Origin of the sequence: Halomicrobium zhouii, from assembly GCF_900114435.1 — an archaeon.
GTDB classification, from domain to species: Archaea; Halobacteriota; Halobacteria; order Halobacteriales; family Haloarculaceae; genus Halomicrobium; species Halomicrobium zhouii.
The window spans coordinates 659,238-679,710 of sequence record NZ_FOZK01000001.1 but is presented as its reverse complement, the minus strand read 5'-3'; the positions used below and the strand labels follow the sequence as shown (position 1 = coordinate 679,710).

General features: G+C 68.1%; 21 protein-coding genes. 12 read left to right on the top strand and 9 right to left on the bottom strand.

Translation table 11 applies throughout. The annotated features are described in order from the left end of the window. The first annotated feature begins 58 nt into the window (after window positions 1-58). Window positions 59-901 carry a polyprenyl synthetase family protein gene (locus tag BM337_RS03210; protein WP_089813839.1) on the top strand — a complete coding sequence of 281 codons (843 nt, stop codon included), beginning with the start codon at window positions 59-61 and terminating at the stop codon, window positions 899-901. A gap of 63 nt (window positions 902-964) precedes the next feature. Here the strand turns inward: BM337_RS03210 and BM337_RS03205 are convergent, their stop codons facing one another. Next, the gene (locus tag BM337_RS03205) at window positions 965-1,342 is read right to left on the bottom strand and encodes a YccF domain-containing protein (protein WP_089813837.1); all 378 of its coding nucleotides are present in this window, start codon (window positions 1,340-1,342) and stop codon (window positions 965-967) included. A 77-nt stretch (window positions 1,343-1,419) separates the two neighbouring features. On the opposite strand from BM337_RS03205, the gene BM337_RS03200 reads away from it, so the two are divergent. The 3 genes from BM337_RS03200 to BM337_RS03190 all read left to right on the top strand — a co-directional run bounded on the left by BM337_RS03200 (window position 1,420) and on the right by BM337_RS03190 (window position 3,180). Then, window positions 1,420-1,995, top strand: coding sequence for an AAA family ATPase (locus BM337_RS03200; protein ID WP_089813835.1), 576 nt, complete (start codon window positions 1,420-1,422; stop codon window positions 1,993-1,995). Between the two features lie 40 nt (window positions 1,996-2,035). Further along, window positions 2,036-2,455 (top strand): RNA-binding domain-containing protein, encoded by a 420-nt coding sequence (locus tag BM337_RS03195; RefSeq protein ID WP_089813833.1) that lies wholly within the window; start codon window positions 2,036-2,038, stop codon window positions 2,453-2,455. Between the two features lie 86 nt (window positions 2,456-2,541). Then, window positions 2,542-3,180: an HAD family hydrolase gene (locus BM337_RS03190; RefSeq protein ID WP_089813831.1), complete on the top strand. Its 639-nt coding sequence runs from the start codon at window positions 2,542-2,544 to the stop codon at window positions 3,178-3,180. A 284-nt stretch (window positions 3,181-3,464) separates the two neighbouring features. On the opposite strand, the gene BM337_RS03185 is transcribed toward BM337_RS03190, so the two are convergent. Together BM337_RS03185 and BM337_RS03180 are read right to left on the bottom strand one after the other, a co-directional pair. Continuing rightward, window positions 3,465-4,601, bottom strand: coding sequence for a molybdopterin-dependent oxidoreductase (locus BM337_RS03185; protein ID WP_089813829.1), 1,137 nt, complete (start codon window positions 4,599-4,601; stop codon window positions 3,465-3,467). A gap of 38 nt (window positions 4,602-4,639) precedes the next feature. Further along, window positions 4,640-5,620, bottom strand: coding sequence for a lamin tail domain-containing protein (locus BM337_RS03180; RefSeq protein ID WP_089813827.1), 981 nt, complete (start codon window positions 5,618-5,620; stop codon window positions 4,640-4,642). Window positions 5,621-5,737: 117 nt separating this feature from the next. On the opposite strand from BM337_RS03180, the gene BM337_RS03175 reads away from it, so the two are divergent. From BM337_RS03175 to BM337_RS03165, 3 genes are all read left to right on the top strand, one after another. After that, entirely contained in the window at window positions 5,738-6,631 is an 894-nt protein-coding gene (locus BM337_RS03175) for a CBS domain-containing protein (RefSeq protein WP_089813825.1), read from the top strand. Window positions 6,632-6,720: 89 nt separating this feature from the next. After that, window positions 6,721-7,029, top strand: a complete 309-nt coding sequence (locus BM337_RS03170; RefSeq protein ID WP_089813823.1) for a hypothetical protein — start codon at window positions 6,721-6,723, stop codon at window positions 7,027-7,029. A gap of 50 nt (window positions 7,030-7,079) precedes the next feature. Further along, window positions 7,080-7,859, top strand: coding sequence for a YihY/virulence factor BrkB family protein (locus BM337_RS03165; protein ID WP_089813821.1), 780 nt, complete (start codon window positions 7,080-7,082; stop codon window positions 7,857-7,859). A gap of 30 nt (window positions 7,860-7,889) precedes the next feature. On the opposite strand, the gene BM337_RS03160 is transcribed toward BM337_RS03165, so the two are convergent. Beyond that, window positions 7,890-8,918, bottom strand: coding sequence for a nucleoside recognition protein (locus tag BM337_RS03160; protein WP_089813819.1), 1,029 nt, complete (start codon window positions 8,916-8,918; stop codon window positions 7,890-7,892). Window positions 8,919-9,057: 139 nt separating this feature from the next. On the opposite strand from BM337_RS03160, the gene BM337_RS03155 reads away from it, so the two are divergent. After that, window positions 9,058-9,726 carry a DUF502 domain-containing protein gene (locus BM337_RS03155; RefSeq protein ID WP_089813818.1) on the top strand — a complete coding sequence of 223 codons (669 nt, stop codon included), beginning with the start codon at window positions 9,058-9,060 and terminating at the stop codon, window positions 9,724-9,726. 54 nt (window positions 9,727-9,780) lie between these two features. Here BM337_RS03155 and BM337_RS03150 read toward each other — a convergent pair whose 3' ends face one another. From BM337_RS03150 to BM337_RS03135, 4 genes are all read right to left on the bottom strand, one after another. Continuing rightward, a complete protein-coding gene (locus BM337_RS03150; protein WP_177227119.1) occupies window positions 9,781-10,719 on the bottom strand; it encodes a branched-chain amino acid transaminase in 939 nt (312 codons plus the stop codon). A gap of 199 nt (window positions 10,720-10,918) precedes the next feature. Beyond that, window positions 10,919-12,373, bottom strand: a complete 1,455-nt coding sequence (locus BM337_RS03145; RefSeq protein WP_089813816.1) for an aryl-sulfate sulfotransferase — start codon at window positions 12,371-12,373, stop codon at window positions 10,919-10,921. A 65-nt stretch (window positions 12,374-12,438) separates the two neighbouring features. After that, window positions 12,439-13,107 carry a 3,4-dihydroxy-2-butanone-4-phosphate synthase gene (gene ribB, locus BM337_RS03140; RefSeq protein ID WP_089813814.1) on the bottom strand — a complete coding sequence of 223 codons (669 nt, stop codon included), beginning with the start codon at window positions 13,105-13,107 and terminating at the stop codon, window positions 12,439-12,441. Continuing rightward, entirely contained in the window at window positions 13,091-13,789 is a 699-nt protein-coding gene (locus BM337_RS03135; RefSeq protein WP_089813812.1) for a DUF120 domain-containing protein, read from the bottom strand. The genes ribB and BM337_RS03135 overlap by 17 nt, the downstream gene beginning before the upstream one ends. A 364-nt stretch (window positions 13,790-14,153) precedes the next feature. Between BM337_RS03135 and BM337_RS03130 the strand changes: the two genes are divergently transcribed. After that, window positions 14,154-14,705 carry a VIT1/CCC1 transporter family protein gene (locus tag BM337_RS03130; protein ID WP_089813810.1) on the top strand — a complete coding sequence of 184 codons (552 nt, stop codon included), beginning with the start codon at window positions 14,154-14,156 and terminating at the stop codon, window positions 14,703-14,705. Window positions 14,706-15,081: 376 nt separating this feature from the next. On the opposite strand, the gene twy1 is transcribed toward BM337_RS03130, so the two are convergent. After that, window positions 15,082-16,062 carry a 4-demethylwyosine synthase TYW1 gene (gene twy1 / locus BM337_RS03125; RefSeq protein WP_089813807.1) on the bottom strand — a complete coding sequence of 327 codons (981 nt, stop codon included), beginning with the start codon at window positions 16,060-16,062 and terminating at the stop codon, window positions 15,082-15,084. A gap of 164 nt (window positions 16,063-16,226) precedes the next feature. On the opposite strand from twy1, the gene BM337_RS03120 reads away from it, so the two are divergent. The 3 genes from BM337_RS03120 (at window position 16,227) to BM337_RS03110 (ending at window position 20,471) form a co-directional block, all read left to right on the top strand. After that, complete coding sequence (locus tag BM337_RS03120) at window positions 16,227-17,150, top strand: NAD+ synthase (RefSeq protein ID WP_089813806.1); 924 nt, start codon at window positions 16,227-16,229, stop codon at window positions 17,148-17,150. 57 nt (window positions 17,151-17,207) lie between these two features. Further along, window positions 17,208-19,253: a heme-binding protein gene (locus BM337_RS03115; RefSeq protein ID WP_089813804.1), complete on the top strand. Its 2,046-nt coding sequence runs from the start codon at window positions 17,208-17,210 to the stop codon at window positions 19,251-19,253. A gap of 171 nt (window positions 19,254-19,424) precedes the next feature. Beyond that, window positions 19,425-20,471, top strand: a complete 1,047-nt coding sequence (locus BM337_RS03110) for a CNNM domain-containing protein (protein ID WP_089813803.1) — start codon at window positions 19,425-19,427, stop codon at window positions 20,469-20,471. Window positions 20,472-20,473: the final 2 nt, after the last annotated feature.

Genomic DNA, 20,473 nt, shown 5'->3' with positions numbered 1-20,473 from the left:
AGCGCACCCACGACCGCATCCGTCAGCTACTTGCCCACCTCTCCCAAAGCCACGCCACATGGAATACCTGGAACGGCGCCGGGACCAGGTGGAGGACCGCCTGGTCGAGGTGCTCGACGGCGTCGAGCCCGGCGAGCTCGCCGACCAGGTCCGGCACGTCACGCTCGCGGGCGGCAAGCGCGTTCGCCCGACGGTGACCGTCCTCGTCTGTGAGGCACTGGGCGGCGAGCCGACCGACGCCACAGACTACGCCGTCGGCATCGAACTCGTCCACAACGCCTCGCTCGTCATCGACGACATCATCGACGAGTCCGACGTCCGGCGGGGGACGCCCTCGGCGTGGGCCGAGTACGGCCACGGGCCGGCGATCATCGCCTCCGACGGGCTGCTCGGCGAGGCGTTCGGGCTGTTCTCGGCCGACGAGCGCGCGATGCAGGCCGTCTCCGAGGCGATGGTCGAACTCGGCGAGGGGGAGGCGACGGAACTCGTCGCCCAGCCCGCCTCGGAGGACGAATACATGGAACTGGCCCGCCGGAAGACCGGCGCGCTCTTTCGTGCCGCCGCGGAGCTGGGCGCCATCGCCGCCGACGCCGACGCCTACACCGTCGAGGCCTTCGGCACCTACGCCGAGCGCGTCGGCGTCGCTTTCCAGATCCGCGACGACGTGCTGGACGCGACGGCCGACTCAGAGAAACTCGGCAAACCCGCCGGCCAGGACGCCGAGATGGAACGGCCCTCGTTCGTGGAGGTGACCGGCCTGGCGCCCGAGGAGGCCAACGAGCGGGCCCGCGCCGAGTCCGACGCCGCCCTGGAGGCGCTCTCGACCGTCGACGCGCCGGATTCGCAGGCGATGGAGTACCTCCGTGACCTGGCGGAGTTCGTGGTCGTTCGGGAGAAGTAGGACGCGTCGCGCACGACGCGACGCGTCGGGCTTACGGGGACGCCGGTGGGAGCGACGGCCAGTTCACCCGTGGAACCGGTACAGCGACGTGACGTAGGGGAGCCGGTTGAACATCCAGATAGCGACCGGGAGCCCGACGATGGTTATCGCCAGGAACGACGCGGCGTTTGCCCAGAGCCACGAGAGCCACCAGCCGACGAAGACGAAGTAGACCGCACGCACCGCGAGCGACTGTTGCCCGCGGGCGGAATCGGGGTCCTCGAGCGACCGGGGTTCGGCCAGCGTGAGCGCCGTCGGCACCAGGTTCGTCAGCTTGATCCCGACCGGGATCAGGAGGATCGTCGCGTTGCAGAACCAGGCGACGTTGACGAGTATCGGCGTGAGCCACCAGCCGACGAAGACGAACCAGAGGGCGCGAACCGGGAACGATCGTTGTGCCATAGTGGTGGTACGGCGGCCATCCACAAAGCGTTGGCCGAACGTAGTCCTTAAGCGCGGCGTGGGACAACGAAGTGGCAATGACAGTCATCGCGACGGTCGGCCTGCCCGGCAGCGGCAAGGGCGAGGCCGCGAACGTCGCCGCAGAACTCGACGTCCCCGTCGTGACGATGGGCGACGTCATCCGCGCGGAGTGTCGCGACCGCGACCTCGACCCGGCGACGCACCACGGCCAGGTCGCACAGGCGCTGCGCGAGGAGAACGGCCCGGCGGCCATCGCCGAGCGCTCGCTGCCGCTGATCGAGGACGCACTGGAAGACAGCGACGTCGTCCTCGTCGACGGCGTCCGCTCTGGCGTCGAAGTCGACGAGTTCGAGGCGGCCTTCGACGGGGAGTTCGCGCTCGTCAGCATCGAGGCTCCCTTCGACGTGCGCGCGGACCGCATCGACGAGCGCGGCCGCGACAAGGGTAGCGACGAGGGCGGCGAATCCCTCGAGGAGCGCGACGAGCGCGAACTCGGCTTCGGCATGGGCGAGGCCATCGACCGCGCCGACGTCAGTATCGACAACACCGACAGCCTCGACACCTTCCGTGCCCGGATCCGGACACTATTGACCGAGGGCGTCGCCGCCTACCGGAGCCAGTACAGCCAGTGACAATGACCGCGCTCGATTCAACCACTCGCGCTCTCCAGCAATGACCACCATCTACCAGATCGACGTTCAGATAACGGCCCCCGTCGCCGACACCGAGGTGACCGACCGGGTCGCCGACGCCATCACGAACCTCTTCCCGAACGCCGACCCCGAGTTCCGCCACGGCGAGCTGCTGGCCGAGACCCACGACATGGACCACTTCTCGGAACTCCTCCACCGCTTCGAGATCCTCGACACCGCCCGGTCGGTGTTCTTCGACGAACTGGCGGGCGACACCATCGCCTTCGACCTGAAGAAACAGGCGGCCTTCGAGGAGCGGATCAACTTCGCCGTCGGCGACCCCGCCGAACTGGGCGACATCCACGTCCGCGTGCGCGTGAACGAGCCCTCCGCCGAGGAGTTCATCGACCACGTCGCGCCGCCGACGGAGCAAGGCAAACCGGTCGACCTCGACGGGTGAGCAGCCGCCCTGGCGGCCAGCGCTAACGCTGCTGTCCCGTCCCTGCCCGTCGCAACCCATTTGTCTTCGACTCCCGACCGCCCGGTATGGCCACCGACACCGTCGTCTGTTTCGACCTCGACGGGACCCTGGTCCACTTCGACCGGGCGTACGACCGCATCCTCGCCGAAGCGTTCGATCAGCACCTCTCCGTCACCGACGACGGACACCTCGACGCCTACGACGAGGCCTTCTTCGCGGCGTTCGACGCGCTGGAGGCCGACCCCTACGACACCGGCGTCGCGGCCCTCGCCGACCACCCGGACGTGGAGCCCGAACTGGACCACGACGAACTGGTCGCGACCATCCGCGAAGCAGAGTACGCGGCGTCGTTCGTCCCCGACGCCGCCCGGGCGTGCCTGGCCGAACTCGCCGCGGACGATCACACCACCCTCGCCGTCGTCACCGACGGCGTCGGCGACTGGCAGCGAGCCAAACTGGACCACCACGGGCTGACCGAGTACTTCGACGAAGTGATCGTCTCCTACGACGTCGGCGGCCACAAGACCGACGGCGCGCCCTACGACGAAATTCGGGACCGCCTCGACGCCGACGAGTACGTCATGGTCGGCGACGACTACGAGTCCGACGTCGAGGGCGCGCGTGCGGCCGGGTTCGTCCCGATCCACTACGAGAACGACGACGACGGACCCGAGCTATTTGCGACGCTCCGTGCGATGATGTGACGGGGAGTTGTTTCTGGGTCGTCTCCCGGGACTGCGACTGGGAGTGCGAGCAACCCGAAAGCCCTCGCGGCGCTCGACCACTCCGGGGCTCGCTGCGCTCCAGTAGGTGCTTGCGTCGCCCGGGAGGGTTCGACCGCCGCTCGCCCTTTCATCCACCAGGCACAGCACCGCAGCCCTGCCCTTCCCCTTCCACGCGAGCGAAGCGAGTGTGGGCTCGAAAGACGAGGTGTGCCGAGTCTTTCGGTGGGTCGCGCGATGAAACGCGCTCCCGGCCGAGCCGAACTTCACTCCTCGAACCCGCTCACGAAGATAGCGACGGACTCACTGAAATCACGTCGCCTCGTCGCCCGGACGTCGGTCACCCACTTGACCCACTGGAAGCCGCGCCGGCCGGGCGCGACGAGTCGCATCGGAAAGCCGTGGTCGTGGCTGATCCGTTCGCCGTCGACGTGGGTCGCCAGTAGCGCTTCCCGGGCTTCCTCGACGGGGAGTGACCAGCGGTAGCCCGTCACCGAGCGGAACTGGACCCAGCGAGCGTCGTCGGTCGGTTCCACGGCGTCGAGCAGGTCACCGACGGCCAGGCCGCGCCAGTCGTGGTCGGAGTACCAGCCGCTGGTGCAGTCGAGCACCGCGCGCCGTTCGGCGTCGGTCGCCAGATCGCCCCGCTCGTCGTCGGCCGTCTCGTCACCGAGCCCCAGGTCGTCCACGCCGAGCGTCGCGGGGTCGTCGACGAGTCCGTCGACCCGGAGTTCCCAGTCCTCGACGTCGACGGGGGTCGGGTCGTCGGCGACCCAGCTGGTCACCGGGAAGGCGTTCCCCTCGCCGCTGCCCTCCTCGCGGGAGCCGGTGAACCGCCGGTCCGAACCAGCCGTGTCGAGCAGGTCGTTGGCCGCCCGCTGGCCGCGCCAGGCCAGCGCGCTCAGCCCGACGACGGCGGCGTACTGTAGCGCGGTCCGTCGGCCCTGGTGCGTGGCCCCGGCGGGCGAGTGATAGCGGTGGCGGAGATGCCAGAGCAAAACGACCGGCACCGCGACGCCGAGGGTCATGTGGACCATCAGGAGTCCCCACGGGCCGACCCGGACCGACCCGCCGAACGCCCACCAGAGTCCGGTTCCGAGCGCACCGAGAGCGGTGAGAGCGAGGAGTATAGAGACGAAGCGCACGCGCGTGAGCCTGTTTGGGCGGAGGCGGGTGGCCACCCGGCGAAGCTTGAAGGCCAGCAGGACGACGAGCGCGAAGGCCGCGACGGCGTGGACGTCGAACACCCACGCACCGCTCGGATCGCCGACGACGAGGCTGTAGAGCCCCGTCCCGACGAGGACGGCGATAGTCGCCGCGAGGCTCCAGTCGACGGCTCGCGGCGGTGGTTCGAGGCGGTCGAGCGCGTACACCACGGCACGATCTTTGGTACCCAGACGCATGGATTGTGCGGTCGGCGAGAACTGGGAAGTCAGTCCGGTCAGTACGACTCCCGGGCGACGACGGCCCCGTCCTCGTTCCGCACGGTCACCGCGTCGCCGTCGTTGTTCCAGACGGCGCCGTTCGCGGCCCAGAAGTAAGCGGTCTCGTTGTCGGTCCCGGACCCGGAGTAGAGCCGGACCGAGCCCCCGGCAGCGACCGACGCGCCGTCCGGAAAGGTGTACTCGCGGCCGGCCTCGTCGCCGACCGTCCAGCCGCCGATATCCAGGGACTCGTCACCGTCGTTCGTCAGGACGACGAACTCGCCGTTGAGGTTCTCGTTGTCGTTGCCGGGTGCGTCCGCGACGACGCGGACGTCGAGACCGTCGCTCGCGCTCCGGGACGCGGGGTCGGCGCACTGCCAGACGCCGAGACTGGCCTGCCGGGCATCGGACTCGGCGGCGTAGAACGAATCGGCGCGAGTGAACGAGGTATCGTAGACGCGGGCGTACCCACGGGCGACGAGCTGGTAGTTCAGGTTCGCGTCGTCCCGCACGACGTAGGCGAGCAGGCGGTCGTACTGGTCCCGCGTGTCGGTCTCGGGGTCGACGACGAGGGTGACGTCGGCCCCGTCGACCCACTCGGTCAGGGTGGTGGACGCCCGGTCACCCGCGTCGGCGAGGCAGGCCCGCCCGGACTCGTTGTCGGGCACGCCTTCGAACTCCGCCGGGTTCGTCTCGCCGCGGGTCTCGGGGGCGTCGACGCCGACCAGCCGGACGGCGTCCGTCGAGCCGTCGGGATAGCTGACCTCGACGGTGTCGCCGTCGACGACTCGCGTCACTGTTGCCGCCCGGCTGTCGCCGTCGGCAGGGACGCCCGGATCGCCCGTCGCGTTCGGTGCGGCCGGGCTGGCCGTCACGTCCGGGCCGCTCGGCGGCCCCTCGGTGGGGACCGAAACCGCGCCACAGCCCGACAGCGCGACGGCGAGCGTGACCAGGAGCACCAGCGTGTGGCGGCGCCGTCGGCGGCGTCGGCGGTCCATACCGCACCTGCGCCGCGCCGGCCTACAAACCTGGCGACCCGGTGGCGCGAGTGTCGCGTTGACCGGGGCCGATCGCACAAACAGTCAAATGGGTACCAGTCAACGACTAGACCAGAGATGCTCGTACCGACGCCGGTCCGGGAGATAATGCGGTCGCCCGTCGAACGGATATCGCCAGAAGCGGCCGTCGTCGAGGCGGCAGAACGGCTCCGCGACGGAGACGTCGGATCGCTCGTCGTCGTCCACGGTGGCGAGCCAGTGGGGATCATCACCGAGAGCGACGTGGTCGCAGTGGCGGCGGCCCGCGGAGACACGGACGCACTCACCGTCGGGGACGTGATGTCGGAGGACCTGGTGACCGTCGACCCCGACGCCACCGTGGAAGCGGCCGTCGAGTCCCTGCGGGCCCACGACGTCGAGAAGTTGCCGGTACTCGAAGACGGGGCGCTGGTCGGCATCGTCACGACGACGGACGTCGCCGACTACGTCCCCCGCGGCACCTGGACGGCGGGCGAGTCCGTCCCCCGCCACGATCGCCAACCCTTCACGCGCCCGGACACGGCCTACGAGGACGAGGAGTGGGACTTCGAGAGCTACGGCACCGAGGACGGCATCGACGTCGGCGACCACGTCACGTTCACGAAGACGCTCTCCGAGAGCGACGTCCGGACCTTCGCCGAGGCCTCGGGCGACACGAACCGGCTCCACCTCGACGAAGCGTACGCCGAGGAGACGCGCTTCGGTCGACGCATCGTCCACGGGACGCTCGTCGCCGGCCTCATCAGCGCGGCACTCGCCCGCCTCCCCGGCCTCACCATCTACCTCTCACAGGAGGTGAGCTACCGCGGCCCGGTCGACCTGAACGAACGGGTGACCGCCCGGTGTGAGGTGGTCGAGGAGCTGGGCAACCGCCGCTTCCGGCTGACGACCACGGTGGCGGACGCGGACGGCGAGACGGCCGTCGACGGCAAGGCGGTCGTCATCTCCGACCCCCACCCCGAGGGCGTCTGAGAGCCGTTCCCGCGAACGACCGACCCGGCGCGCCCGTCTGCACCCGAAACGGAGGTTTATGCAGCCTGCTATCGTACACCAATTCACGAATGAGTGACGACGTGTTCACGGACCCCGACGACGCAGACCGGTCGCCGAGTGAGAACGGAACGGATCGCCCGGACGACGAGTGGGTCGACATTCGCATGACCGACCCGGCGGCCGGCGAGTGGAACCTCGACGCCGTCGTCGTCGACGGCCGCGTCGAGTACGTCGACCTGCAGGTCCGCCCGGACGTCCTCGCCGACTTCGTCGACTGCCTCGTCGACGACGTGAGCGCTGAGCGCGCCAGGGAGATCCTGGAGCGCGTCGCTGCCAAGCAGGACGTCGAACTCGCGAGCGAACGCGCCGAGAAGTAACGCTGCGAGCGCGACCGACGAAACCCGCCCGGTTCTCCCACCCCCGCCACATGTCACGCCTCCCCGGCGTCCTGACTGCAGTGTTGACCGTCCTCCGGACCGCGGACGACCACGACGTCAAGTATCCCGCGGCGGCGATGGCCTACTACGCCTTCGTCTCCTTTCTCCCCCTGGCGGTGCTCGTCCTTGCGGTCCTGGGTGAATCACTCGCGAGTGACCTCCAGAGCACGACGCCGCGTTTTCTCACGCCCGAAGCCCAGGCGCTCGTCTACGAGGGGCTGACGGCCGCGTCCGGGCGAGCGGGCGCGGCGGTCTTCGCGGTGGTCGTCATCGCCTGGGGCGGGGCGAACGTCGTCCTGGGCTTCCAGACCGCCGTCGAGCGCGTCGAGGAGCGCGAGGGCGACCCGTTCCGCCACCAGCTGCGGGCCGCGGCCAGCATCCTGGGGTCGCTCGCCATCGCCATCGTCCTCATCGCGCTCACGAGCGTCACCTTCGCGCTGCTTCCCACGGGGTCGCCGTTCGCGTTCGTCGGTCACGCCGTCTTGCTCCTGGCGCTGACCGTGGCCTTCCTTCCGATGTACACCGTCCCCTCCCGGGAGGTGACCCGCTTCGTCGAGGCCGTCCCCGGCGCGTTCATCGGGGCGCTGGGGTGGACGATACTGCTGACGGTCGCCCAGGTCTACGCCGCCAACGCGGCCAGCTACGCGATCTACGGCGTCCTCAGCGGGATCATCCTCATCCTCACGAGTCTCTACCTGGGCGCCATCTCCCTCATGCTCGGCCTCGTCGTCAACGCGATTCGCGCCGACGGGACAGAGATCAGCAGGTAGGGACCCTGGCGCCGACGTGCAGTGCTGCCGTCACGCCAGCAACGCGACCACGGCGATACCGATGAAGACGACCTTCAGCGCGGTGTTGACGGCGATCACCTTCGATCCGAACTCCGCGCCCCAGATGCCGTACTGGAACGGAATCGACCGTTTGAACGTCGACACCGCGAAGGAGACGATGCCGCCGACGAGCATCGTCGCGACGGCCTGTCGCGGGGTGAACACTCCCTGTTCGATCAGCGGCGCGATGACGATGGCGCCGTTGGTCGTCTCGATAGCGAACACCGCGATGACCGGGACGGCGGCGCCGGGCAGCCCGACGAGGCCCGCCAGCGCCTCGACGGGCGCGGCGAGGCCCGGGATCGACACGCCGACCGTGGCCTCAAGGAACGCGGAGACGGCGTCCTGTCTTTCGATCAGGACGGCAACGAGCACGTACACCACGAGGAGCCGGGGCAGTATCGAACGGAGTTTGTCGCCCGTGCTCAATACCGCCTCCCGGACCTTCCCGCGGGCCGTCCTCGGGCCGTCGTCGCCCTCGTCGCCGTCAGTCCCGTTCGGCCCTTCGACGTCCGGAATCGCGGCGGCGTCGACGTTCCCGCCGGAGAGGAGGAGTCGGCCCGCGAGGATGCCCACGAGCGTGATGGCCAGCGCGATGGCCGCCCGGAATCCGACGTACAGCAGGCCGACCTCCAGCCCGAGGATAGGGATCAACACGGGCGCGTAGAAGGTGAAGATGTGCTGGGCGAAGCCGAAGAACGTGTTGATGGTGACGGCCACCAGCGTCGCGCGGTCGTCCAGCACCCCGGACTCGCGGTACTCGGCGAGCATGCCGTAGCCCGCCGTCGGCGACGCCGTCGTCGCGAGGATGGCCGTCCCCACCTCCTTCGGGAGGTTGGCCGGTTCGGTGAGGTACCGCGAGAGCGCGGCGACGCGGTCGACCAGCCCGAACGAGACCGCCAGGTTCGCCAGCAGCACCCCGATAGCGACGAGGACGCCGATACTGGCCACTCTGGGAAGGACAGTCCCGGCCAGCAGGTCAACCAGCCACTCGGTCACTGGCGAGGGTTTCGGCTCCGGCGGCTAATGGCCGTCGTTTTCGGCGAATTTGCGGGCCGCGCTCCCGTCGCTCGCGTGGTTCGTCCCCGCGGCGCGCGAAAGGAAAGGGCTGATAACAGGGGAGCGAAATCTGATTGACATGGCGGCGACCTCGTGGAAACGAGACTTCGCGAGCGGTCTCATCATCCTCCTGCCGATACTCGTCAGTCTGTACGTCCTCGCGTACCTCTACGGTATCCTCGCCGGCGCGCCGTTCTCGCTCGTCATCGATACGGGAACGCTCCGCGACCTGAACCTCCCGTCGATGCTCGTCAACAGCGCCTGGTTCCTCACCTTCGTGCGCGTGATGACGACGCTGTCCGTGTTCATCCTGCTGGTGTTCTCCATCGGCTACCTAATGCGGACGGCGATGGGCGACTACGCCGAGGGCAAACTCGACGAACTGATGAACCAGCTCCCGGGGCTGCGGGTGGTGTACAACGCCTCGAAGATGGCCGTCGAGACGGCCGTCTCGGGGACGGAGGACCTTCAGGCGCCGGTGAAACTCGAGCCCTGGAACGGGATGCGGATGACGGCGTTCAAGACCGGCAAGTCCACGCCGGACGGGCGCGACCTGCTGTTCCTGCCGACCGCCCCGAACATCACCAGCGGCTACGTCATCGAGGTCGAGCCCGAGAACTACGAGGAGATCGAGGAGAGCGTCGAAGACGCGCTAACTCGCATCCTCTCGGCCGGGTTCGGTGACACGGACGACGACACCCCGCCGATGACCATCGGCGTAGGAGCCGACGACGCCGACGACGACTGACGGCGCGGTAGTTGTTTCTCGCGACCGGACTCGAATCGAAGAACTGCTCGCCAGTTAGACGTAGGTGAACCAGTCGTCGTACTGCTCGGGCGCCTCGTCGAGGACGTCGAAGAAGCGGGTCTGGATCTCGTCGGTGACGGGGCCTTTGGTACCCGCACCGATCTCGTTGTCGTCGACGCTGCGGATCGGAGTGACCTCCGCGGCTGTCCCGGAGAAGAACAGTTCGTCGGCGGTGTACAGTTCGCCCCGCGAGATGGTGGCGCCCTCGTGGACGGTGTAGCCCAGGTCCTCGGCCAGGTCGATCACTGACTGGCGGGTGATGCCGTCGAGGATGGACTCGGCGAGGCCGGGGGTGTGGATCTCGCCGTCGCGGACGAGGAAGATGTTCTCGCCCGGACCTTCGGCGACGTTGCCCTCCTTGTTGAGGACGATGGCTTCGGTGTACCCGTTACCCGTCGCCTCCAGGTTGGCGAGGACGCTGTTGACGTACGCGCCCGTCGTCTTCGCGTTCGTCGGGATCTGGCTGGAGGCGTGCTTGCGCCACGAGGAGATGGCGACGTCGACGCCCTCTTCCAGGGCCTCCTCGCCGAGGTAGGCGCCCCAGGGCCACACCGCGATGGCGGTCTCGACGGGCGACTTCGAGGGGTTCAGCCCGAGCGGGCCGTAGCCGTAGTAGGCGATGGGCCGAATGTAACAGGACTGTAGCTCCTCCCGGCGAATGAGTTCCAGCGTCGCCTCGGAGAGCTCCGCCTGTTCGAACGGGATCTCGATGTCGTACACCTTCGCCGAGTCGTAGAGGCGCTGGAGGTGCTCCTCCCAGCGGAAGATAGCCGGGCCGTTGGCCGTGTCGTAACACCGGACGCCCTCGAAGACGCCCGTGCCGTAGTGCAGGCCGTGGGTGAGGACGTGCGTCGTCGCGTCCTCGAAGTCGACGAACTCACCGTCCTGCCAGACGGTGTCGACCCCTTCGAACATCTCCGGGCGCTCGCTCACGCCGTCCACCCCCGGAATGTCTGGGCCGTCGTCATGCGATGCTGTCCCCAGTGAGCCCTCGCGTCACCGTCGTCGAAACTCATATCCTGCCCATTGGACGGCACCGTTAAGAGTGTTGACGGTCCGCGCGTCGACGTGACACACCACCGAAAGGCGAGTGCCGCGCGCTCGTCCGCGCCGCTCATTCCGTCCGTAGCGCTCACTCCGTTCGCGCGGAACGGAGCGACGTCACCCGACGGTAGACGCGCCGTCGGTTGTACACCAGCTCGGCCAGCACCCAGCCGACCGACAGGACGAGCGCGCCCACGAGCGTGACGAACCCCCAGGGCGCCATCCAGACGGGCTTGACCCACTGGGAGACGCCCTCCCAGGTCTCCGCGAACTCGTCGAAGGCGGCTTCACCGGGCCAGCCGGCGGTCGTCCGCTGGATCCACTCGGGGAAGCTCGTCCCCTCGGTCCCGGTGCTGCCGATGCCGGCCGTCGCGTTGGTCGAGTTCGCCTCCTGGAGCCGGAAGCTCCCGTTGACCCCCTGGTCGCGCATCGTCGGGCCGTTGGACTCGGGGCCGTACTTGACCCGCTCGGCGTCGTACGGACCCCACGGCGTCCGGGCCTCCCAGACGACCTCGCCCTGCGGGGTGACCTCGACGACGCGGTGGTTCAGCGAGTCGGTGATCAGCGTGTTGCCGTTCGGCAGGCGGTCGGCGTCACGGGGCCAGTTGAACTGGTCCTCGCCGAGTTCCCAGACCAGATCCCAGTGACACTCCTCCGGCGGCGTGCCGGCGCCGAGGCCCGGGTCGGCGTCGCCGCAGTCGCGCTCGTACTCGACGATGCGGTCGTTGTCGCTGTCGGCGACGAGCATCGTCGGCGTCCCGTCCTCCGACTCCAGGTAGTCGGGGTTGTGTTGCTCCTCGAGGATCGAGTGGTTGCCGTCCTCGCCGAGGCGCATCTCTATCTCCTTCGTCGAGCGGTTGACGACGATTGCCTGGTCGAAGTTACGTGGCGAGACGAGGAAGCGTCCCTCCTCGATCTGGTCGACGTCGTTGACGTGGCTCCAGTCGTCGCTGTTCGCGCCGTTGTCCAGGTCGTGCGGGTAGTGGTCCTTGAAGTACCACTCCCAGACGACCTCGTCCGTGGTGAGGTTGTAGACGAACAGCCGGTCGTTGCTCACCCCGCCGTCCTCGGGGGTGTTGCGCATGTTCGCGACGAGGAGTTCGTGCTCGTTCAGCATCGCCACGTCGTGGGTGTCCTCGGCGTCGAAGCGCTGTTCCCAGACGCGCTCGCCGGTCTCGGGGTTCAGTTCGTAGGCGACGGTGTCGCCGGGGACCGTCGAGGTGACGAGCAGGTTGCCGTCGTCCAGCGGGTCGACGTCGTAGAACCAGTTCACCCCGCGGTCGGTCCCGTTGGCCAGTTCGGTGATCCCGCCGGTCTCGTTGACGCGCAGCAGTCGCGCAGGCTTCTTCTCGCTCCCTTCGCCCTGGAAGTGGAAGCCCTGGACGGCGACTGCGGTCGTGCCGTCCGCCGGGTCCTTGATCGTCCCGGCGCCGAGCTGGGGCGGTTCGTACGCCAGCGTCAGCCCGGCACAGGCCACGAGGAGCGCGACGACGACGACCGCGGCGGTTCCACGGAGAACCGTGCTACGAGGATACGAGTCCATAGTGGAGGGTAGTGAGGGAGAGTTCGGATCGGGAAAGTAAAGGCTTTCCCGTCTCGGTCGGTCGGTTACGCGAACCGCTCGGCGATGGCGGCGCCCTCGACGTACACCAGGCCGTGGCGGTCGGCGTAGGCCCGGGCCGCCGCCGGGGGCAACTCGGCGCCGCTCTCGTCGTCGAGCATCTCGCAGACGACGACGGCGGGGGGCAGGTCGGCAGCGGCAGCGAGCGCGATGCCGAGTTCGGTGTGACCCTGGCGCTCGGCCAGCGACGATGCGGCCCGGAGCAGGTGGACGTGGCCGGGCGCACGGAACGTGGTGGCGAACGCCTCGGCGTCTGGATCTTCGCTCGCGGCAGCCAGCTCGGTGATCGTCAGCGCCCGCTCGGCGTCGGTGATCCCCGTCTCGGTGTCACGGTGGTTGACCGTCAGCGAGAACGACGAGCGGTCGTCGTAGGAGAGCTGGTGGTCGTCGGTGAGCGGGTGGTCGACGGCCGCCTGGACGAACGGGAGGTCGAACGCCTCGCTGACGGCGTCCGACAGAGCGACGCAGACGAGCCCGCCGGCGTCGTTGCGCATGCGAGCCACGGCCTCGGGCGTGACGCTCCCGGCGGGATAGACGAGATCGGTCTCGCCCTCGCGGTCGGCGGCGTCGTGGACCAGCACCGGCTCGCCTCGCCGGAACGCCTCGACGGCGTCGTCGACCGATTCCGCACTGCTCACGTCACTGCTCGTCGACATGGACAGTCACCTCGTCGCCGTCGGCCAGGTCGAGGACCTCGCGGAGTTTCTCCGGCGCGATGACCTCCAGCTGGTCCTCGCCGTGGTGGGTGCGCTCGGGGGCGATGACGTGGGCCGGTTCGTACTCGCCGTCGCCGCCGACGACGCTGGCTGGGTAGCAGTAGGCCGGGCCGTAGGTGCGCTCCTCGTCCTCCCATCCCTCGATAGTGATGGGGTCGAACGCGCTCATTCGGGCGCGCTTGCGCACGCTCTCGTCGAGGAGGTCCACGTTGAGGGTTCCGGCGAACGGTTCGTAGCCCAGTTTCTCGACGAACTGCTCCATGTATCCCGGGAGGGTGATGTAGTGGCGTCCCTCGCCCATCCCGGAGGTGACGATGCCGCCCAGGTCGACGCCGACGCCGCGGTCGAAGATGCGCTGATAGTCGGCGTACTCCCGCTGGAGCGCGGCCTCGCCGACCTCCGTAATCGCGATCTGCTGGCCGTCGCTGACGATGTCGCGTTCGATCAGGTCCGCCTCCTCCAGGCGCTGCAGTCGGCGCGAGGCGGTCTGGTTCGAGGCGTCGAGCCGGTCGGCGATGTCCGCACACGACGCCTTCTCCCGGCCCTCGAGCGCGCCGTCGAGGGCCAGCAGCTTCAACGTCGCGAGTTCGTCGTAGCCGACGGCCCGCGATGTGGTTGCCATGGACGGAAATTTGCGAGAGAACGGGATAAGCATATCGGATGTGGAACTCGTAACGAGTTTGGAAGCGGTGAAAAATGAGTGCGAGAGACAGACCGGGCCAGAACCGTGTCGGTGGTGCGTCCGACACTGTGTTTTCGCGCTCTCAGGTTGTGTGCGTTCGGGGGAAGATGTTCGGTTTCGTGCCTGTTCGTCTCGTCGCTACAGCTTCGCCACGCGCTCGCCGAGAGCGGGAAGGGCCATCGAACGGAACGTGAGTGCGCCCTCCCGTAATCGCTCGCCGGGTCGAGAGCGTGAAATCGCGAGTCCCGACGTAGTACCCGACCACGGATACTTAGTCGAGAGGCGGTGAACCAGTACGTGACAGATGATAGAACACATTCTCGGCGACGACGTCGAACCGTCTGGGCAGTACCTCGCCGAAGTGATCTACGGCGCCAACGACGGGATAGTCACGACGTTCGCCGTCGTCTCGGGCGTGGCCGGAGCCGCGTTGAACCCATCTATCGTGTTGATTCTGGGGGCAGCGAACCTGTTCGCCGACGGGTTCTCCATGGGGATGAGCAACTACCTCAGTCGTCGGTCGGACCTCGATTACCGTCGCTCCGTCCGGGAGAGCGACCGAGTTCCGCCGACGGAACTTGGCGACGGGAAGTCACCGCGACGCACGGCGTCTGTCACGTTTCTCGCCTTCGTCGTCGCTGGATGGGCACCGCTGATCCCGTACCTCTTCGAACTCGGCGCCACCTTTCCCCTCTCGATCGCATTCACCGGATTCGCGTTCTTCGCCGTCGGAGCGAGTCGAAGCCTCGTGACGAGCCGGCGATGGGCCGTCAACGGGGTCGAGATGTTCGTCGTCGGCATGACTGCCGCTGGCGTCGCCTACACCGTCGGGACCCTCCTCGGTGGCGTCGCCTGAGCATCGTTTCCCGGCGCCTTCTCTCTCGACCGAATCGTCGTCCCCGCCCGAATCGCACAAAATCTGGACCAAAAAGCGCTCACTCGCCCCGCTCGTTCGCGACCCAGCTCAGTAACTCACGACTGGGTCCCGCTCCCGAGACCACCTTTTTCTCCTCGGGTTCGCTCGCTGCGCTCGCGAACCACTCGTCCAAAAATCTGGACCAAAAAACGCTCACTCACTTCGTTCGCTCGCGGCCTGACTCAGTAACTCACGACCGGGTCCCGCTCCCGAGACCACCTTTTTCTCCTCGGGTTCGCTCGCTGCGCTCGCGAACCACTCGTCCAAAAATCTGGACCAAAAAACGCTCACTCACTTCGTTCGCTCGCGGTCGGGCTCAGTAACTCACGACCGGATCCCGCTCCCAGAACTCGCTCGACTTCTCCAGTTTGGGCACCCAGGTCTGCTCGTCGCGGGCGAGCACGGCGACGTTGGACGCCTCGACTTCCTTGATGGTGTCGTGGTCGGGCAGGAACTCGCCGACGTCCTTCGTGAACTCTAGCACTTCGTCGTGGCTCGGCATCGACTCGCGGTCCAGTCGCCCTCTGGAGTGGCCGACGTGCATGTACGCCTTCAGCTCGACGAAGTCGGCGTCGGCGCGGTCGCACATCGCCGCGTACCACGCCGGGTAGTGCATGTTGTGGCCCTTGACGAGCGTCGTGCGGATGACGGTCCGGGTGTCCTCCTTCTCGGCGAGGACGTCCAGCGTGTCGATCAGTGACTCCCAGGCGCCGCCCTCGACGGCTTTGACGGTGTCCTCGAACGTCTTGCGGTCGGGGGCGTCGACGGAGACGTACAGTTGCGTGGGGTCACAGCGCTCCAGCACCTCGGGCCGAGTTCCGTTGGAGACGAGGAACGTCGTGATGTCGCGGTCGTGGAACTCCTCGATGAGTTCGGGCAGGTAGGGGTAGAGGGAGGGCTCGCCGTCGAGCGAGATGGCGACGTGGCGGGGTTCCATGGCCTCCTCGAAGCGTTCGCGAGGGACCTTCTCGTTGCCGCCGAACCCCGAGAGGAGTTTCTTCTGGAGTTCGAGGGAGGCGTCCGCGACGGCGGCGGGGTCGTCCCACTCGACGTCGCCGAGTTCGTAGGCGTGGCCGGCGTGGTCGCGCCAGCAGAAGACGCAGCGCTCGTTGCACTTGACGACGGGCGTCATCTGGATGCATCTATGGGACTCGATCCCGTAGAAGATGTACTTGTAACACTTGCCCTCCCCCCGCAGGGCGTTGGCCGTCCAGCCACAGGTCTGGGCGGCCGTGTGGTTCTCGCTGTGGTAGTCGGGGTCCGAGACCTGTTTCGGACCGCCCTCGGAATCGCTCATTAGCGGTGCCAACGGCGCCGGCGCTGAAACATCCTTTCCTCGCGGGCAACGAGAGGCCACCCGCCGAAGTAGTCGTCCGTCGTGGCACCGTGACATACTAATTGTTTTAGGAACACGACTAAGTGATCCTCGATCGTATCGAAGACTGGGTTAGAAATAGACGTATGGATGCCAAAATAGGTGGAAAGAGACCGTATGACAGATCCGTCGAATCGTCGACGTTCATCACCGGAGCGGACGCGCTCGCCGAACTCCGGGCAGCCGTCGTGGCGCACATCGAACGGGCCGTCGACGACGCAGGAGCCGACGGCGTTGTCGTGGGCCTCAGCGGCGGCATCGACTCCACGTTGACGGCGTTCCTGGCCGCGGAAGCCCTCGGGGGTGACAGGGTGCTCGGGATCACCCTGCCCAGCAGGAAGGGCCACCGGCCGGACGCCACCGACGCGAAGACCATCGCCGACGGCATCGGCATCGAGTTCGCGGAGATACCCCTGTGGCGAACCGTCGAGGCCTTCGAGTCGGCGATATCCGACGCGACCGGCGTCGAGGGCGACACGGTCGTCGGGGGCAACCTCGTCGCGCGCCTCCGGATGGCTGCGCTCTACTACGTCGCCAACGCCCGGTCCCGGCTCGTCGTCGGGACGGCGAACCGGTCGGAGCTACTGACCGGCTACTTCACGAAGTACGGGGACGGCGCCGCCGACCTGTACCCGACGGGCGACCTCTACAAGACCGAGGTGCGAGCGCTCGCCCAGCACGTCGGCCTCCCGCGCCGCATCGTCGCGAAGGAGTCGACCGCCGGGTTCTGGAGCGGCCAGACCGACGAGTCCGAACTCGGCGCCCCCTACGAGACCATCGACGCGCTGTTCGTCCGGGTCCTCGACGGGGGAGCGAGCGTCGAGGCGGCCGCCGACGAACTCGACGTCGACCGCGCGATGGCCGAGGAGTTGCTCGCCCGTTACGTCGACACGCAGCACAAGCGCACGACGCCGCCGATACACGCCGTCGGCGGCCGGCGGTCGCCGTCGCGGCCGATTCCGGGCCGGGTCACCGAAGCCATCGCCGACGTCGACGCGGACGCTGACTGATCGAACGCACGGGCGGACATGGGAAGTTTCCTTACCGTCCGCACGCAACCTCCGGACATGACGAGAGAGCCCCCACAGACCGAGGAGGGGTGGTACGCGCTCCACGACCTGCGACGCATCGACTGGGACGCCTGGCGGGAGGCGTCCGCCCGCGACCAGGAACGCGCACTGGTCGACGGCATCGACTTCCTGGAGTACTACGAGGGCGTCGAGGACGCCGAAGAGGGCCAGACGGCCGTCTACACCGTCCAGGGCCACAAGGCCGACCTCATGGTCGTCCACCTGCGGCCGACGATGGCCGACATCGACGCCGCCGAGCGCCAGTTCGAGCAGACCGAGTTCGCCCGCTACACGGACCGCGCGACGTCCTACGTCTCGGTGACGGAGGCTTCGGGGTACACCGACAAGGCCAAGGAGTACTTCGACGGCGAAGTCGACGACGACTCCGGCCTGGCGAAGTACATCCGCTCGCGGCTCCACCCGGACATCCCCGACGACGAGTTCGTCTGCTTCTACCCGATGAGCAAGCGCCGCGACCCGGAGCAGAACTGGTACGACATGCCCTTCGACGAGCGGGCCGAACACATCGAGCGCCACGGCGACATCGGCCGGGGCTACGGCGGCAAAGTCTCACAGATGATCGCCGGCTCCATCGGCTTCGACGACTGGGAGTGGGGGATCACGCTGTGGGCCGACGACATGACCGACGTGAAGGACCTGCTGACCGAGATGCGCTTCGACCCCTCGACCTCGAAGTTCGCCGAGTTCGGCTCCTTCTACGTCGGCCGCCGGTTCCGACCGGGCGACCTCCCGGCCGTCATGGCGGGCGAACGCGTCCCCACCGGCGAGGGCGAGGCGGCCGCGACGGGCGGCGAGCGGGTCGCCCACGCCAGCGCGGGGACCAGTTCGCCGACGGGAGACGGCGACCGGCCGACGGCCGCCACTGCCCGGACGGCGGGCGACGCCGGCGACACCGGGGGTGCTCACCCCGGCAGCGCCGGCGAGGGCGACCATCCACACGCCGGTGACGCGGCCAGCGACGACGGCGGCAGCGCCGCGGAATCGGCGGGCGACGACGGATCGACGGACAGCGGCTCCGCCTCCGGCGGCCCGCCGATGGGCGGCGACGGCGAGTTCGCCGAGGTCGACGATCTCGGCCAGCGCCTCGGCTCGCTGGGCGTCCGCGAGGCCGAGGACTACGACGCCGGCGACTACGGGCTCCTGTTCCACTCAGAGGCAGACGCCGAGGACCTGGCCGAAGAGGTCGAGGGGCTGCGCTCGAACTTCGACCACTACGACCGCCACGTCCTGACGAGCGTCCGCGCCCAGGGCGGCCAGGCCGCCGTCGTCAGCGTCTGGACCGCGAAGGAGGCTGCCGAGACGGCCGCCGGGTTCCTCGGTGACCTCCCAGGCATCGGGGAGCAGTACGGCGGCCACCTCGGCGAAGGGGGCGGGGCCGCCGATGCCGACGCGACCGACGAGTCGGCAGCTGGTGACGCTGGTGGGGACGCCGACGAAGAGGAGTCCATCCGCGAGGAACTGTCCGACCTGGACATCTACGCCGGGAAGCCCCACGGCGAGGACGTCTACGCGCTGGTGCTGTACTCGGAGACCGACCCCGTCGAACTCGCCGCCGAGGTCGGCGGCCTGCGCGAGCACTTCGTCCGCTACGACAGCCACGTCAAGACGGCGGTGTACCGGGACGCCCCAGCCGAGACCGTCGCCGTCGTCAGCCTCTGGAAGACGCGGGACGCCGCCGACACCGCCAGCGAGCACCTGGCGGACCTCCCCGGCGTCGTCGGCCGCCCGGAGCACGAAGACGGCTTCGGGACGATGGGGATGTTCTACACCGTCAAGCCCGAGCACCGCGAGGAGTTCGTCGAGACGTTCGGCGAGGTCGGCGGCCTGCTCGCGGAGATGGACGGCCACCGCGAGACGACGCTACTGGCCAACCGCGAGGACGAGAACGACATGTTCATCGCCAGCCAGTGGGACGCCAGGGAGGACGCGATGGAATTCTTCCGCTCGGACGCCTTCGCTGAGACCGTCGAGTGGGGCCGCGACGTGCTTGCCGACCGGCCGCGGCACGTCTTCCTGGCCTGATCTGCGACGTACTTCGTTCCCGACCGAAACGGCAGGGTGACGATTCTCGGCGACCCGGGAGAGAGCCACCGGATAGACACCGTCTTCTACCGGAAGCGGTGACGGACTGCCCCATCGAGGGTCCTCGCGAAAGCACAGGGCGTTTACCGCTCGCGTCGGAAGGAAACTCACATGAACGCGGTGGAGATCTGGATCCGCCTGCTCGCCGGGGTCGGACTGATCCTCGCGAACGGCTTCTTCGTGGCCATCGAGTTCGCCCTGACCAGGGTTCGCCAGTACCCCGAGTCGGAGTTCGACGAATCGGGACTTCGACGGGCCTGGGAGATGACCCACGAACTGGAGATATACCTCACCAGCTGTCAGGTGGGGATCACGGCGTCCAGCATCGCCGTCGGGATCGTCGCCGAACCGGCGCTCGCGGCGATCTTCGAACCCGTCTTCGCGAACACCGGCCTCGCGTCCGTCGGCGCGGGCGCTATCCTGGCGTTCGTGATCATCAACCTCGTCCACCTCACCCACGGCGAGCAGACGCCGACCTACCTCGGCGTCGAGCGGACGAAGTTCGTCTGCCGGTACGGCGCCACCCCGCTGTACTGGTTCGCCTGGAGCATCCGGCCGGTGATGCGCATCGGCGACACCGTCGCCAAGTGGACGCTCGGCCTGTTCGGCATCGAGATGACCGGCGCGTGGCTGGAGACCGAGGAGGAGATAATCGAGACCAGAGCCGATCTGCGCAACCGGCTCGGGTCGCTGCTCGAACGCGGCGACCTCTCCGAAGAACGCCACGAAGAGGTCCTCAACGCTCTCGAAGTCGGCGGGGTTCCGGTCCGGGAGATCATGGTCGACGTCGAGGACGTCGTCTTCCTCTCGACGGACGCCGACCCCGAGGAGAACTTCGACCGCATGGCGGGCACACCGCACGTCCGCTTCCCACTGATAGCCGACGACGACCCCGAACAGTTCGAGGGTATCGTCTACGCGCCCTCGATCGTCGACAACGTCGACGCGCTCCGCTCGGGGGAGCAGTCCTTCGCCGACGTCGCCGCGCCGCCGATGACCGTCGCCGCGGACACGACCGTCAGCGACGCCGTCGACCAGTTCCAGACCGAGAGCCAGGAGCTCGCACTCGTGATGGAAGGGGGCGAGGTGGTCGGCCTGGTCACCGCGACGGACGCTTTCGAGGCGGTGATGGGCGAACTGGAAGATCCGCTCGACTGAAA

Coding starts and splice junctions, on each gene's coding strand:
- BM337_RS03210 (WP_089813839.1), top strand. CDS start 59: ATGGAATACCTGGAACGGCGCCGGGACCAGGTGGAGGACCGCCTGGTC.
- BM337_RS03205 (WP_089813837.1), bottom strand. CDS start 1,342: ATGGCACAACGATCGTTCCCGGTTCGCGCCCTCTGGTTCGTCTTCGTC.
- BM337_RS03200 (WP_089813835.1), top strand. CDS start 1,420: ATGACAGTCATCGCGACGGTCGGCCTGCCCGGCAGCGGCAAGGGCGAG.
- BM337_RS03195 (WP_089813833.1), top strand. CDS start 2,036: ATGACCACCATCTACCAGATCGACGTTCAGATAACGGCCCCCGTCGCC.
- BM337_RS03190 (WP_089813831.1), top strand. CDS start 2,542: ATGGCCACCGACACCGTCGTCTGTTTCGACCTCGACGGGACCCTGGTC.
- BM337_RS03185 (WP_089813829.1), bottom strand. CDS start 4,601: ATGCGTCTGGGTACCAAAGATCGTGCCGTGGTGTACGCGCTCGACCGC.
- BM337_RS03180 (WP_089813827.1), bottom strand. CDS start 5,620: ATGGACCGCCGACGCCGCCGACGGCGCCGCCACACGCTGGTGCTCCTG.
- BM337_RS03175 (WP_089813825.1), top strand. CDS start 5,738: ATGCTCGTACCGACGCCGGTCCGGGAGATAATGCGGTCGCCCGTCGAA.
- BM337_RS03170 (WP_089813823.1), top strand. CDS start 6,721: ATGAGTGACGACGTGTTCACGGACCCCGACGACGCAGACCGGTCGCCG.
- BM337_RS03165 (WP_089813821.1), top strand. CDS start 7,080: ATGTCACGCCTCCCCGGCGTCCTGACTGCAGTGTTGACCGTCCTCCGG.
- BM337_RS03155 (WP_089813818.1), top strand. CDS start 9,058: ATGGCGGCGACCTCGTGGAAACGAGACTTCGCGAGCGGTCTCATCATC.
- BM337_RS03145 (WP_089813816.1), bottom strand. CDS start 12,373: ATGGACTCGTATCCTCGTAGCACGGTTCTCCGTGGAACCGCCGCGGTC.
- ribB (WP_089813814.1), bottom strand. CDS start 13,107: ATGTCGACGAGCAGTGACGTGAGCAGTGCGGAATCGGTCGACGACGCC.
- BM337_RS03135 (WP_089813812.1), bottom strand. CDS start 13,789: ATGGCAACCACATCGCGGGCCGTCGGCTACGACGAACTCGCGACGTTG.
- BM337_RS03130 (WP_089813810.1), top strand. CDS start 14,154: ATGATAGAACACATTCTCGGCGACGACGTCGAACCGTCTGGGCAGTAC.
- twy1 (WP_089813807.1), bottom strand. CDS start 16,062: ATGAGCGATTCCGAGGGCGGTCCGAAACAGGTCTCGGACCCCGACTAC.
- BM337_RS03120 (WP_089813806.1), top strand. CDS start 16,227: ATGGATGCCAAAATAGGTGGAAAGAGACCGTATGACAGATCCGTCGAA.
- BM337_RS03115 (WP_089813804.1), top strand. CDS start 17,208: ATGACGAGAGAGCCCCCACAGACCGAGGAGGGGTGGTACGCGCTCCAC.
- BM337_RS03110 (WP_089813803.1), top strand. CDS start 19,425: ATGAACGCGGTGGAGATCTGGATCCGCCTGCTCGCCGGGGTCGGACTG.